Origin of the sequence: Streptomyces sp. NPDC052114, assembly GCF_040680155.1 — a bacterium.
GTDB lineage: Bacteria > Actinomycetota > Actinomycetes > Streptomycetales > Streptomycetaceae > Streptomyces.
On the sequence record NZ_JBFAWC010000001.1, the window covers coordinates 271,620 to 284,808 of the forward strand.

Genomic DNA, 13,189 nt, shown 5'->3' on the forward strand with positions numbered 1-13,189 from the left:
AGAGGTGGAGGTAGGGGCGGTTCTTCGGCTTTCGGTCGTGGTGGGTTTGTTCCGCCGCTTCGCGGCGGATGGTCCCCACCCACCCACCCGTTTGCCCCGCGCCGGAAGGTGGGCGTAGGGGCGGGGTGGCCCGCCGTTTTCCGGTGGGTGGGGAAGGGCCGCCGCGGAGCGGCGGTGTTGTTCGGTGGCGGCGGAGAGCCGAAGAACCGGCAACTCCGGTGCCGGGGAGCCCCCGGAAGGCGCCGGGTCCCTCCTCGAACAGGGGACGCCCCCGTGCCGGGTCCCGGCACGGGGGCGTCACGCGGGGGAGACGGTCAGGCCGCTGCCTCCGCGTCGCACGACTGCGCCCGCAACGAACGCGCGAGGTCGTCCCGGGCCTCCAGGACCAGGCGGCGCAGCGCGGGCGCGGCGTCCGCGTGGGCGGAGAGCCACGCGTCCGCCGACGCCAGCGTCGCCTCGTCACCCTGGAGGTGGGGGAAGAGGCCCTTCACCACGTCCATGCCGATCTGGATCGACCGGTCCGCCCAGACCCGCTCGATCGCGTCGAAGTACTTGGCGGCGTACGGCGCCACCAGCTCCCGCTGCGACGGCTGCGTGAAGCCCGCGATCGTCGCCTCCACCAGCGCGTTGGACAGCGCGTCGGACTCCACCACGGAGACCCACGCCTGCGCCTTGACCGCCGCCGAGGGCCGCGCGGCCAGGCACCGCACCTGGTGCCGCTTGCCGGACGCCGTGTCGTCCCGTGCCAGCTCCGCGCCGATGACCTCCTCGTCGGCGGCGCCGCGCGCGGCCAGCGGGCTCAGGAAGGCCCAGCGCAGCTCCTGGTCGACCTCCAGGCCGTCGATCTTGGCCGTGCCGTCCAGTAGGCCCTGCAGCAGCTGGAGGTCGGCCGCCGACGACGCCACGGTCGCGAAGAACCGCGCCCACGTCAGCTGGTGCTGGCTGCCCGGCTCCGCGATCCGCAGCTCCCGCAGCGCACCCTCGGCCAGCGCCCGGCCGCCCTCCTCGCGCCACTGGGGCGCGGCGTAGTGCGTGAGGGCGGAGCCCGCCCAGGTGTGCAGCATCTGCAGCACGCCGATGTCGCTCTCGCGCCCGGCGAAGCGCAGCACGAGGTCGATGAAGTCACGCGTCGGCATGAGCCCGTCCCGCGTGAGGTTCCACAGCGCGGACCAGCACAGCGCGCGGGCCAGCGGGTCGGTGATGTCGCCGAGGTGGTCCCGCAGGGTCGCCAGCGAGTTCTCGTCGAAGCGGATCTTGCAGTAGGTCAGGTCGTCGTCGTTGACCAGGACGAGCTCGGGCGCCTCCTCGCCGGCCAGCCCGGTCACCACCGTGCGCGGCCCCTCGACGTCGGCCTCCGCGCGGGCGTACCGCTCCAGGGCGCCGCCGGCGGCCCGGCGGTACAGGCCCACGGCCACCCGGTGCGGCCGCAGTTCGGGGTGCGACTCGGGTGCCTCCTGCACCACGGAGAGCTCGGTGATCCGGCCCTCCGCGTTCAGGATCACCTGCGGGGTCAGGGAGTTGACGCCCGCCGTCTGCAGCCAGGACCGCGACCACGAGGTCATGTCGCGCCCGGAGGTCTCCTCCAGGACGGAGAGCAGGTCGCCGAGGACGGTGTTGCCGTACGCGTGCCGCTTGAAGTAGCGCCGGGCGCCCTCCAGGAACGCGTCCCGTCCCACGTACGCGACGAGCTGCTTGAGGACCGAGGCGCCCTTCGCGTACGTGATCCCGTCGAAGTTGAGCTTGGCGTCCTCCAGGTCGCGGATGTCGGCCGTGACCGGGTGCGTGGAGGGCAGCTGGTCGGCGCGGTAGGCCCACGCCTTGCGGTTGTTGGCGAAGGTGATCCAGCCGTTGGTGAAGCGGGTCGCCTCGACCATCGAGAAGGTGCCCATGAAGTCGGCGAAGGACTCCTTGAGCCACAGGTCGTCCCACCAGCGCATGGTGACGAGGTCGCCGAACCACATGTGGGCCATCTCGTGCAGGATCACGTTGGCCCGGCGCTCGTACGACGCGGTGGTCACCTTGCCGCGGAAGATGTACTCCTCGCGGAAGGTCACCAGGCCCGGGTTCTCCATCGCCCCGAGGTTGTACTCCGGCACGAACGCCTGGTCGTACTTCCCGAAGGGGTAGGGGTAGTCGAAGTTGTCGTGGAAGAAGTCCAGGCCCTGCTTGGTGACCAGGAAGACGTCGTCCGCGTCGAAGTGCGGGGCGAGGCCCTTGCGGCACATCGCGCCGAGCGGGATCTCCAGGCGCGTGCCGTCCTCCAGGACGCGCTCGTAGGAGTCCGTCACATAGTGGTAGGGGCCGGCGACGACCGCCGTGATGTACGTCGAGATCGGCTTGGTCTCGGCGAACTTCCAGACACCGTCGGTCAGTTCGCCGACGCCGTTCGACCACACCGTCCAGCCCTCGGGCGCCCGCACCTCGAAGCGGTAGGGCGCCTTCAGGTCGGGCTGCTCGAAGTTGGCGAAGACGCGGCGGGAGTCCGCGGGCTCGTACTGCGTGTAGAGATAGACCTCGCCGTCCTCCGGGTCGACGAAGCGGTGCATGCCCTCACCGGTGCGGCTGTAGGCGCACTGGGCGTCCACCACCAGCTCGTTCTCCTCGGCGAGGTCCTCCAGGGCGATCCTGGTGCCGTCGAAGACCTCGGAGGGGTCCAGGTCCTTGCCGTTCAGCGAGAGGGCCGTGACGCTCGGCGCGACCAGGTCCACGAAGCTCGCGGCGCCCGGCTCGGCGCTGCGGAACCGGATCGTGGTCACCGAGCGGAACGTGCGCGGCTCCTGACCGCTCTCGCCCACCGCCGAACGCAGGTCGAGGAAGACCTCGTAACCGTCGACGGACAGCAGCGCGGCCCTCTCGTGGGCCTCGTCGCGGGACAGATTCTCACCGGGCACGGGCGGCACTCCCTTGTGACTCGCAAGACTCGTACGAATGTCTACGATCCTCGCATGTGCCGTCTGCGGCCGACATCCGGGAATGCCCCGGTGCGCCACGGACGTTTTCCCGGACCAGATGCGAACGGATTCCCTAGGGAGAGACATGTCCGAGAACGGCAGCAAGACCCCCGTCGATTTCTGGTTCGACCCGCTGTGCCCCTGGGCCTGGATGACCTCCCGCTGGGTCCTCGAGGTCGAGAAGCTGCGTGACATCGAGGTCCGCTGGCACGTGATGAGTCTCGCGGTCCTGAACGAGGACAAGCTCGACCAGGTCCCCGCGGAGTACCGCGAGATGCTGGAGACCAAGGCCTGGGGCCCGGTCCGCGTCGCGATCGCCGCGCAGCAGAAGCACGGCGACGAGGTCGTCGGCAAGCTCTACACCGCGCTCGGCACCCGCTTCCACAACCGCGGCGAGGGCCCCACCCGTGAGGCCGTCGTCGGCGCCCTGGAGGACGTGGGCCTGCCGACGGACCTGGCGGACCACATGGACTCGGACGCGTACGACGCCGAGCTGCGCGCCTCCCACAAGGAGGGCATCGACAAGGTCGGCCAGGAAGTCGGCACGCCCGTCATCGCCGTCCCCGGCGCCGACGGCGAGCAGATCGCCTTCTTCGGCCCGGTCGTCACCCCGGCCCCCAAGGGCGAGGACGCGGCGAAGCTGTGGGACGGCACGCTCCTGGTGGCGTCGATCCCGGGCTTCTACGAGATCAAGCGGACGCGCACGCAGGGCCCCGTCTTCGACTGAGCGCTCGACCGCGGACCGCCCCGAGGGCCCATGGCCCCACCGTCCCCCGGAACCGCGCATACCGAAAGGCCCCCGTGAGTCACGTCCTCACGGGGGCCTTTCCTTCATCCGCCCGCCTCGGTGAAGGTTGAGAAGACGATCACGAGGCGAGACGTGCTGCGGCTGTCACCGGGGGAGCGGACGACAGCCGGGGCTTCACGGGGCCAGCAGGAGGCTGTTGACCCGCTCCTTCGCGGCGGCGTAGCGCTTGGCCACGTCCTGCCAGTTGACGACCTGCCACATGGCCTCGATGAAGTCGACCTTCTGGTTCTTGTACTGCAGGTAGAAGGCGTGCTCCCAGGCGTCGAAGACCAGGATCGGCGTCGAGCCCTGGCCGATGTTGCCCTGGTGGTCGTAGACCTGCTCGACGATGAGGCGGTTGCTGAGCGGCTCGTAGGCGAGCACGCCCCAGCCCGAACCCTGCGTCGTGGCCGAGGCCTTGGTCAGCTGGGCCTTGAACTTGGCGAAGGAGCCGAAGGACTCGGTGATCGCGTCGGCGAGGTCGCCCACACCGTCCGCGGCCAGCGGCTCGCCGCCGCCACCGTCCTTCGGGCTGTTCATGTTGTGCCAGTAGATGCTGTGCAGGATGTGACCGGAGAGGTGGAAGGCCAGGTTCTTCTCCAGGCCGTTGATGGCGCCCCACGTCTCCTTGTCGCGCGCCTCCTCCAGCTGCTCGAGGGTGTCGTTCGCGCCCTTCACGTACGCCGCGTGGTGCTTGTCGTGGTGCAGCTCGATGATCTGCGGGTTGATGACAGGTTCGAGCGCCGCGTAGTCGTACGGAAGTTCAGGAAGCGTGTAAATGGCCATGGTCCGAGCCCTCCGACTGCTGCTCTGCTGTAGTGCGCTGTTGTGGTTCACAAGTTATTGCAAGTCCGTCGCAAGTGCAGGCTAGCAGCAGGAGCCCCGCGCAGTTGATCAGCCCTTTGTCCTAGGTCCGCGCGGGAATATCCGGGCACGGAAAAGCCCCGGACCAGTTGGTCCGGGGCTCTTCGGGAGTGCGGAGGAGCGTGACGCCTAGGCGTCGATGGTGCCGGAGGTGTCGGCGGAGCCGGTGCCACCCGCGGTGCCGCCCCTCTTCTCCGCCATCTTCTGCCGCGCGAACCCGATCGCGGCGAGCGCCAGCGTCAGCGCACCCGTGGCGAGCAGCTGCTTGCGCGTGTCCGGCTGGTCGGTCATCAGGTAGAAGACGTACGCCATGGCGGCCAGCGCCACCCAGGTCAGGAAGGGGAAGGCCCACATCTTCACGACGAGCTTCTCCGGGGCCTCGCGCTCCGTGCGGCGGCGCAGGATCAGCTGCGAGGCGGCGATGAAGATCCAGACGACCAGGATCATCGCGCCGATCATGTTGAGCAGCCAGGGGAAGACGTCGTCGGGGCGCCAGTAGCTGAGCAGGACGCAGACGAAGCCGAAGACCGAGGAGGCGAGGACCGCGAGGCGCGGGACGCCGCCGTAGATCCTGCCGAGCGCCCGGGGTCCCTGGCCGCGCTCGATGAGGGAGTACGACATGCGCGAGGCGCCGTAGATGTTGGCGTTCATCGCGGAGAGCAGGGCGATCAGGACGATGACGTTCATGATCTCGCCGGCGCCGGGGATGCCGAGGTGGTCCAGCGTGGCGACGTACGGGCCCTTGGCGACGACCTCCTTGTCGTCCCACGGCAGCAGCGTGACGACGACGAGCATCGAGCCGACGTAGAAGACGGCGATGCGCCACATCGCCGTGCGCACGGCCTTGGCGACGCTCTTGACCGGGTTCTCGGACTCGGCGGCGGCGATCGTGACGGTCTCCAGACCGCCGTACGCGAAGACGGAGGCGAGGAGGCCGATGATCAGGCCGTCCGTGCCGTTCGGCATGAAGCCGCCCTCGCCGGTGAGGTTGTCCAGGCCGGGGGCGGAGGTGTCCGAGCCGGGCAGCAGGCCGAGGACGGCGAGGACGCCGATGCCGAGGAAGAGCGTGATCGCGCCGACCTTGAGGGCGGCGAACCAGAACTCGAACTCGCCGAAGTTCTTCACGGCCGTCAGGTTGGCGCCGCAGAACACCAGCATGAAGAGGGCGACCCAGGCCCACTCCGGGCTGTCGGGGAACCAGCCCACCATGATCTTCGCGGCGCCGATGCCCTCCAGGCCGACGGCGACGCAGAGCAGGAACCAGAAGCCCCAGCCCGCGGTGAAGCCCGCCCAGGGGCCGATGGCCCGCTCGGCGTGGACGGAGAAGGAGCCCGAGGCCGGGTTCGCGGCCGACATCTCGCCCAGCATGCGCATCACGAGCATGACGAGCGCGCCGGATATCGCGTAGGCGAGGACGATCGAGGGGCCGGCCGCGGCGATGCCCGCTCCGGACCCCACGAAGAGGCCCGCTCCGATCACGCCGCCGAGGGCGATCATGGAGAGGTGTCGCTGCTTGAGGCCGTGGACCAGCGGGGAGTCGGCCTTGGGTGCTTCGGGTGCTGTGTCCTGGGGGGTGGACGTCCGAGACATGGGCGTGCCCTGTTCAGTAGCTGAGACGGGGGAGCGAGCGGCCCACAGTCTGAGGTCCGGTACCGCTGACAGGGAACAGCTGACCGCTATACGGACACGACGCTCACACGTTGTGAAGAAATGGACACATCAAGTTCACCGCTGGTTCACACGCGTCGCGCGCGTGCTTCGCGCCACTCCCGCAGCCCCGCGACCGCCAGGACGAGCCCCGTCGCCCCCGCCGACCACAGCAGCTGCGGGCGCGCCGCGTCGTCCGTCAGCATCAGGCCCAGCACGGCCACCATCGCGGCCAGCGCCGCCCAGGTGAGATACGGGAAGGCCCACATCCGCAGCACGAGCCGCTCCGGGGCCTCCCGCTCGATGCGCCGGCGCAGCCGCAGCTGCGAGAGCGCGATCAGCGCCCAGACGAAGAGCAGCACCGCGCCGACGGAGTTGAGCATGTAGAGGAAGACGGAGTCCGGCCACTTCAGATTGAGGACGACCGAGACGAAGCCGAAGGCCACCGACGCGAGGACCGCGCGGCGCGGCACCCCGCCGCCCGACACCTTCAGCAGGGCCTTGGGTGCCTCGCCGCGCTCGGCCAGCGAGAAGATCATGCGGGACGAGCCGTAGAGGTTGGCGTTGAGCGCCGAGAGCAGCGCCACGAACACCACGATGTTCATGATCGTCCCGGCGGACGGCACCCCGATCGAGTCGAGGACCCTCACATACGGGCTGACCCCGGCGTGCTGCGCCGTCCAGGGCAGCACCGTCACGATGACCAGCATCGACCCGACGTAGAAGAAGAGGATGCGGTAGACGGCGCTGCGCACCGCGCGGGCGACCGAGCGCACCGGGTCCTCGGACTCGGCGGCCGCGATCGTGACGACCTCCAGGCCGCCGAAGGCGAACACGACGGCCAGGACGCCGGAGACGACGCCCTCCCAGCCGTTGGGCAGGAAGCCGCCGTGGCCGGTGAGGTTGGTGAGGCCCACGGGGTCCGTGTCGGGCAGCACGCCGAAGATCGCGAGCAGGCCGAGGACCAGGAAGGCGACGATCGCGAAGACCTTCAGGGTGGCGAACCAGAACTCGAACTCGCCGAAGTTCTTCACCGCGGCGAGGTTGGCGCCGGTGAAGACCAGCATGAAGACCAGCACCCAGGCCCACTGCGGCACGGCGGGCGCCCAGCCGTTCGCGATCTGCGCGGCGCCGGTCGCCTCCACGGCGAGCACGACCACCAGCAGGAACCAGTAGAGCCAGCCGACGCTGAAACCGGCCCAGCGGCCCAGCGCGCGCTCCGCGTGCACGGAGAAGGAGCCGGACGCGGGCATCGCGGCGGACATCTCGCCGAGCATCCGCATCACGCACATCGCGAGCGCGCCCGCGATCAGGTACGAGACGACGATGCCGGGGCCCGCGACGGAGATCCCCGCCCCCGAGCCCACGAAGAGCCCGGCCCCGATGACCCCGCCGAGCCCGAGCATGGTCAGGTGCCGCTGCTTGAGCCCGCCGCCGAGCGGTTCCTTCTCGTCCCCGAGGGGCGCGGCCGTGGCCTGGGGGTCGTGCATGGTGGTCAGCTGCTCTCGGGGGCTCACAAGACTTTGGTGGGACTCCACAGTCTCTCCGGGCGGCGGCCCCCCGCGCAAAACGAGCCACCCGCCCGCCCACCTCAGTGACGAGCATCACGCCCCCCGAGGTGTACGCGCTCCCCTTTGTACGGAGCCAACCAAGGCCCCGCCCCCGGGTTGTCGGCCGGAGACCGTGTTGCCGCGCCTCCGCCTGGGATAGCGTCGACGCGTCCCAACCTGCCCACGTCCCCGCGGAGTCCCGATGAGCATCGCCGCCACCACCCGCCCCGGTCAGGTCCTCGCCGACCTGCTGCCCGCGTCCCGCGTGAAGGACGCGGCCCTCGTGCTCGGCGGCGCCGCGCTCACCGGGATCGCCGCCCAGATCGCGGTGCCCGTGCCGGGCTCCCCGGTGCCGGTGACCGGCCAGACCTTCGCCGCGCTGCTCGTCGGCACGGCGCTGGGCGCCCGCCGCGGCTTCCTCTCGCTCGCGCTGTACGCCCTCGTGGGCATGGCCGGCATGCCGTGGTTCGCGCAGGCGGGCTCCGGCGTCGCGGCCCCGTCGCTGGGCTACGTCCTCGGCATGCTGCTCGCCGCCACCGTCGTGGGCGCCCTCGCCCGCCGCGGCGGCGACCGCTCCGTGCTGCGCACCGCGGGCACGATGGTCCTCGGCTCCGCGATCATCTACGCGGTCGGCGTCCCCTACCTGGCCGCCGCCACCGGCATGTCGCTGACCCAGGCCGTCGCGGCCGGGCTCACGCCGTTCCTGATCGGCGACGCCCTCAAGGCCGCGCTCGCGATGGGCGCGCTGCCCACGGCCTGGAAGCTGCTCGACCGCTGAGCGGTCCGAAGCCGGTCAGTGCTCAACTGACGTCGTAGTTCCGCCTGAAGAGGTTCGCCGGGTCGTACGTGGCCTTCAACTCGGCGAGCCTCTTTCGCGTATCCGTGTCGTAGATCCCCTCCGGGCGGTCGCCGCCGCCGAACGCGAAGTTGAGGAAGCGCCCCACCCGCTGCGGCGCCACCCGCCCGAACGCCCGGGCGTGCAGGTCCCGCACCGTCGCGACGTCCGTCCCCTCCAGCGGCGACAGGATCATGGCCACCCAGCCCGCCCGGCGGTGGGGCACCGCGTTGCGCGCGGGCCGCGCGAGCGCCCCGCCCAGGTGGTGGATCTTCACCACGTGCATCGAGGCCGCGTCGGGCCCGGTCAGCGCGAGGAGTTCACCGGCTCCGCGCACGTCGAGGCCGTCGAGGACCGCGCTGTCGCCGTAGTAGGCGTGCGGGAAGTCCGGGTCGCTGTGGATGGTGCGGCTCTCGGTGTACGGCATCTCCCGCAGCGTGTCCGACACGGCGGGCCCGAGCGCCCGCAGCGGCGCCACCAGGCGCTCGCCCTGGGCCGGCGTACCGGTGAACGCGACGTGGACCGAGACGAGGTAGCGGCCCCGCAGGTGCGGCGGGAGCTGGGGGATGTCCGGGTAGGCCAGCGCCGACAGCGACGAGGTCACCTTGTCGGGCACGGTCCGCGTCCACTCCTCGTAGCCGCGCAGCACGGCGGCCGGGTCGACCTCGCGGCCGTCGAACGCGAGCGCCCCGCCGTACACCCGGGTCACCGGCACCAGGCCGATCTCCAGCTCCGTGACCACGCCGAGGTTGGCGCCGCCGCCGAGCAGCCCCCAGAACAGCTCGGGGTCGCCGTCCGCGGTGACGTGGCGCGCGGTGCCGTCCGCCGTGACGACGTCGAGCGAGCGGACGTGGTCGGCCGCGTAGCCGAACTCCCGGGCGAGGAGGCCGAGTCCGCCGCCGAGGGTGTACGAGACGGCGCCGACGCTCGGCGCGGAGCCGTTCAGCGGGGCGAGGCCGTGCGGCGCCGCGGCCTCGACGACGCGGCTCCAGCGGACGCCCGCGCCGACGGTGGCGGTGCGCGCCGCGGGGTCGATCCGCACGGAGTCCATCCGGCGGGTGCTGATGAGGACGCCGCCCTCGGACGCCCCGGGCAGGCCGTGCCCGGTGGCCTGGACGCCGACGGGCAGGCCGCGCCCGGCGGCGTATGACACGGCGGCGACGACGTCGCCGGTGGTCACCGCGCCGAACACGACGGCGGGCCGTGTCGTGAAACCGGTCTGGAACCCGGCGATTTCCTCGTCGTACCCCGCGTCGCCGGGCCGGAACGCGAGTCGCTGTGCGGTGAAGTCCACGGGAGCCTCCGTCGAGACCTTGAGCTGCGTGTTTCCCTCTGACGGGGAGAGCGTCCCGCATTAACCTGACATCCGCCGTCAACATTTGTGGCGCCTCACGGGCACGACGAAGCCCCCGTGGCCGAGGACCGCGGGGGCTTCGTACGAAAGGGCCGTGTGGGCCGGGGATCAGGCCTCGACCTGGTCCTTGGCCTCGTCGGTCCCGGCCGCGTCGCGCGCGCGGATCCGCTCCCGCACCAGCGAGAACGCGACCACGAACGCCGCGGCGAGCAGCGAGAGCAGGATCTGCTTGCGGCCGGACTCGTCGACGAGCATGTAGACCAGCACGAACGAGATCATCGCGATCGTGACCCAGGTCAGATACGGGAACAGCCACATCTTCACGACGAGCTTCTCCGGCTCCTCGCGCAGGATGATCCCGCGCATCCGCAGCTGCGTGAAGCAGATGATCAGCCACACGAAGAGGGCGACCGCGCCCGAGGAGTTGAGCAGGAAGTCGAAGACGGTGTCCTGCCACTGGTAGTTGAACCAGACGGCGAGGAAGCCGAAGACGACGGAGCCGAGGATCGCGGCCTGCGGCACACCGCGCGCGTTGGTGCGGGCGAAGGCCTTGGGCGCGTCGCCGCGCTGGCCGAGCGAGAAGGCCATGCGGGAGGCGGTGTAGAGCCCGGAGTTGAGGCAGGAGAGCACGGCGGTCAGCACGATGACGTTCATGACCTGGCCGGCGTGCGGGATGCCGATCGAGTTCAGCGCGGCGACGTAACTGCCGTCCTCGACGATCGACTTGTCGTTCCACGGAAGCAGCGTGATGACGACGAAGATCGAGCCCAGGTAGAAGACGCCGATGCGCCAGATGACGCTGTTCGTCGCCTTGGTGACCGCGCGCTGCGGGTCCTCGGACTCACCGGCGGCCAGCGTGACGATCTCGCTGCCCATGAAGGAGAAGACGACCATCAGCACACCGGTGAGGATGGCGCCCGCGCCCTTGGGGAAGAAGCCGCCCGCGTCGGTGAGGTGCGCGAAGCCCGCGCCGGGGTTGTCGGAGCCGGGCAGCACGCCGAAGACGGCGAGCAGGCCGATCGCGACGAACGCGCCGATCGCGACGACCTTGATGCCGGCGAACCAGAACTCGAACTCGCCGTAGGAGCCGACCGAGACGAGGTTCGTCGCGGTGAGCACCACCATCACGATGAGCGCCCAGCCCCACTGCGGGACCGCCGGTATCCAGCCGTTGAGGATCACCGCGCCCGCGGTGGCCTCCACCGCGAGGACGACGACCCAGAAGAACCAGTACAGCCAGCCGATGGAGAAACCGGCCCAGCGGCCGAGCGCCTGGTCGGCGTAGGTGGAGAAGGAGCCGGAGGTCGGCCGTGCGGCGGCCATCTCGCCCAGCATCCGCATCACGAGGACGACCATCGTGCCGACGAGGGCGTACGAGATGAGGATGGCGGGTCCGGCCGCGGCGATGCCGGAGCTGGAGCCGACGAAGAGACCGGCGCCGATCACACCGCCGATGGCGATCATCGAGAGGTGGCGGTTCTTGAGACCCGCTTTCAGGCCGTCGCCGGCGCCACCACTGTCTCCAGACTGCGGATCCCCAGGCGATGCGGGGGCGCTGTCTGCCTTCGCAAGGGAGGGTTGCGAGGTCATGGACGAATCCTTAAGTTCTCGGGTCACGAGCCCCCGCATTCAAACTCAGGGGTGAACGGGACGGAAGTCCTGAATCCGGATCGTTGTATTCCGGCCAAAGGCCTGGACCAAGGTCCTGAACAGGGAGATCAAGTCCCCGCCCCGGTCGCGGCTACCCGCCCCGGGACGTGCCACACTCGGACCCATGCGCGTGTACCTCGGCTCGGATCATGCCGGCTACGAACTCAAGAACCACCTGGTCGAATGGCTCAAGAGCCACGGCCACGAGCCCGTCGACTGCGGGCCCCACATCTATGACGCCCAGGACGACTACCCGCCGTTCTGCCTGCGCGCCGCGGAGCGGACCGCCGCGGACCCGGAGGCCCTCGGCATCGTCATCGGCGGCTCCGGCAACGGCGAGCAGATCGCCGCGAACAAGGTGAAGGGCGTGCGGGCGGCCCTGGCCTGGAGCGAGCAGACCGCCGCGCTCGGCCGTGAGCACAACAACGCCAACGTGATCTCCATCGGCGGCCGCATGCACACGCAGGACGAGGCGACGAAGTTCGTCGAGATCTTCCTGGGGACGCCGTACTCGGGTGAGGAGCGTCACACGCGCCGCATCGAGATGCTGTCCCGCTACGAGGAGACGGGCGAGCTGCCCGCCATCCCCGAAGGCCACCCCCAGCAGTGAATCCCGGCCCCTCCGGCGTCTGAGGAGCGGGGGCCGGGGCGGAGCCCCGGTTTCGGGCAGGGGCGGGACCGGGGAAGAGATCCCGCCCCTCCGCCCACCCATCACCACTCCGAGGAGGATCCGTTGCCGGAGGGGCACACCATTCACCGGCTCGCCGCCGACCACCGGACCCGGTTCCAGGGCCGTCAGGTCGCGGCGACCAGCCCGCAGGGCAAGTTCAGCGACAGCGCGGCCCTGGTCACCGGCCAGGTGATGGACGCCGCCGAGGCCCACGGCAAGCACCTCTTCCTCGGCTTCGAGGACACCGGCTGGATCCACGTCCACCTCGGCCTCTTCGGCAAGTACGCCCTCGGCGAGGCGCCCGCCCCGCCGCCCACGGACACCGTCCGCCTGCGCCTGGCGAACGACACGCACTACGCCGACCTGCGCGGCCCCACCACCTGCGCCCTCGTCACGGACGAGGAGAAGCGGGCGATACACGACCGGCTCGGCCCGGACCCGCTGCGCGCGGCGGACGGCCCGGAGAAGGCCTGGCGCCGCGTCTCCCGCAGCCGCACCACCGTCGCCGCCCTGCTCATGGACCAGAAGGTCATCGCGGGCGTCGGCAACGTCTACCGCGCCGAGGTCCTCTTCCGGCACGGCATCGACCCGTACACCCCGGGCAAGGACCTCACCGAGGAGCGCTGGACCGCGATCTGGGCCGACCTCGTGGAGCTGATGCGCGAGGGCGTCCGCCTCAACCGCATCGACACCGTCAGGCCCGAGCACACCCCCGAGGCCATGGGCCGCCCGCCGCGCGTCGACGACCACGGCGGCGAGGTGTACGTGTACCGCAGGGCGAACCAGCCCTGTCACATCTGTGGCGGCGAGATCCGCACCGCCGACCTCGCCGCCCGCAACCTCTTCTGGTGCCCGACCTGCCAGCGCGGCCGGGCCTGAAC

10 protein-coding genes are annotated in these 13,189 nt (G+C 70.7%); 4 read left to right on the plus strand and 6 right to left on the minus strand.

Annotated features, from left to right (window positions below; translation table 11 throughout):
• Nucleotides 1-314: 314 nt before the first annotated feature.
• Nucleotides 315-2,891 (minus strand): aminopeptidase N, encoded by a 2,577-nt coding sequence (gene pepN / locus AB0L89_RS01090; RefSeq protein ID WP_365132267.1) that lies wholly within the window; start codon nucleotides 2,889-2,891, stop codon nucleotides 315-317.
• Between the two features lie 145 nt (nucleotides 2,892-3,036).
• On the opposite strand from pepN, the gene AB0L89_RS01095 reads away from it, so the two are divergent.
• Entirely contained in the window at nucleotides 3,037-3,678 is a 642-nt protein-coding gene (locus tag AB0L89_RS01095) for a DsbA family protein (RefSeq protein WP_365132270.1), read from the plus strand.
• Nucleotides 3,679-3,873: 195 nt separating this feature from the next.
• Here the strand turns inward: AB0L89_RS01095 and AB0L89_RS01100 are convergent, their stop codons facing one another.
• The 3 genes from AB0L89_RS01100 to AB0L89_RS01110 form a co-directional block, all read right to left on the minus strand.
• On the minus strand, nucleotides 3,874-4,524 hold the full coding sequence (locus AB0L89_RS01100) for a superoxide dismutase (protein WP_365132273.1): 651 nt from the start codon (nucleotides 4,522-4,524) through the stop codon (nucleotides 3,874-3,876).
• 207 nt (nucleotides 4,525-4,731) lie between these two features.
• Nucleotides 4,732-6,192, minus strand: coding sequence for an amino acid permease (locus AB0L89_RS01105; RefSeq protein ID WP_365132276.1), 1,461 nt, complete (start codon nucleotides 6,190-6,192; stop codon nucleotides 4,732-4,734).
• 146 nt (nucleotides 6,193-6,338) lie between these two features.
• Nucleotides 6,339-7,739 (minus strand): amino acid permease, encoded by a 1,401-nt coding sequence (locus AB0L89_RS01110; RefSeq protein ID WP_365133908.1) that lies wholly within the window; start codon nucleotides 7,737-7,739, stop codon nucleotides 6,339-6,341.
• 262 nt (nucleotides 7,740-8,001) lie between these two features.
• Between AB0L89_RS01110 and AB0L89_RS01115 the strand changes: the two genes are divergently transcribed.
• Nucleotides 8,002-8,577 carry a biotin transporter BioY gene (locus AB0L89_RS01115; RefSeq protein WP_069886577.1) on the plus strand — a complete coding sequence of 192 codons (576 nt, stop codon included), beginning with the start codon at nucleotides 8,002-8,004 and terminating at the stop codon, nucleotides 8,575-8,577.
• A gap of 22 nt (nucleotides 8,578-8,599) precedes the next feature.
• On the opposite strand, the gene AB0L89_RS01120 is transcribed toward AB0L89_RS01115, so the two are convergent.
• Both AB0L89_RS01120 and AB0L89_RS01125 read right to left on the minus strand, forming a co-directional pair.
• On the minus strand, nucleotides 8,600-9,928 hold the full coding sequence (locus tag AB0L89_RS01120) for an FAD-binding oxidoreductase (protein WP_365132280.1): 1,329 nt from the start codon (nucleotides 9,926-9,928) through the stop codon (nucleotides 8,600-8,602).
• Nucleotides 9,929-10,096: 168 nt separating this feature from the next.
• Nucleotides 10,097-11,578, minus strand: coding sequence for an amino acid permease (locus AB0L89_RS01125; RefSeq protein WP_365132283.1), 1,482 nt, complete (start codon nucleotides 11,576-11,578; stop codon nucleotides 10,097-10,099).
• A 184-nt stretch (nucleotides 11,579-11,762) separates the two neighbouring features.
• On the opposite strand from AB0L89_RS01125, the gene AB0L89_RS01130 reads away from it, so the two are divergent.
• A complete protein-coding gene (locus AB0L89_RS01130) occupies nucleotides 11,763-12,248 on the plus strand; it encodes a ribose-5-phosphate isomerase (RefSeq protein WP_365132286.1) in 486 nt (161 codons plus the stop codon).
• A gap of 123 nt (nucleotides 12,249-12,371) precedes the next feature.
• Entirely contained in the window at nucleotides 12,372-13,187 is an 816-nt protein-coding gene (locus AB0L89_RS01135) for a DNA-formamidopyrimidine glycosylase family protein (RefSeq protein WP_365132289.1), read from the plus strand.
• Nucleotides 13,188-13,189: the final 2 nt, after the last annotated feature.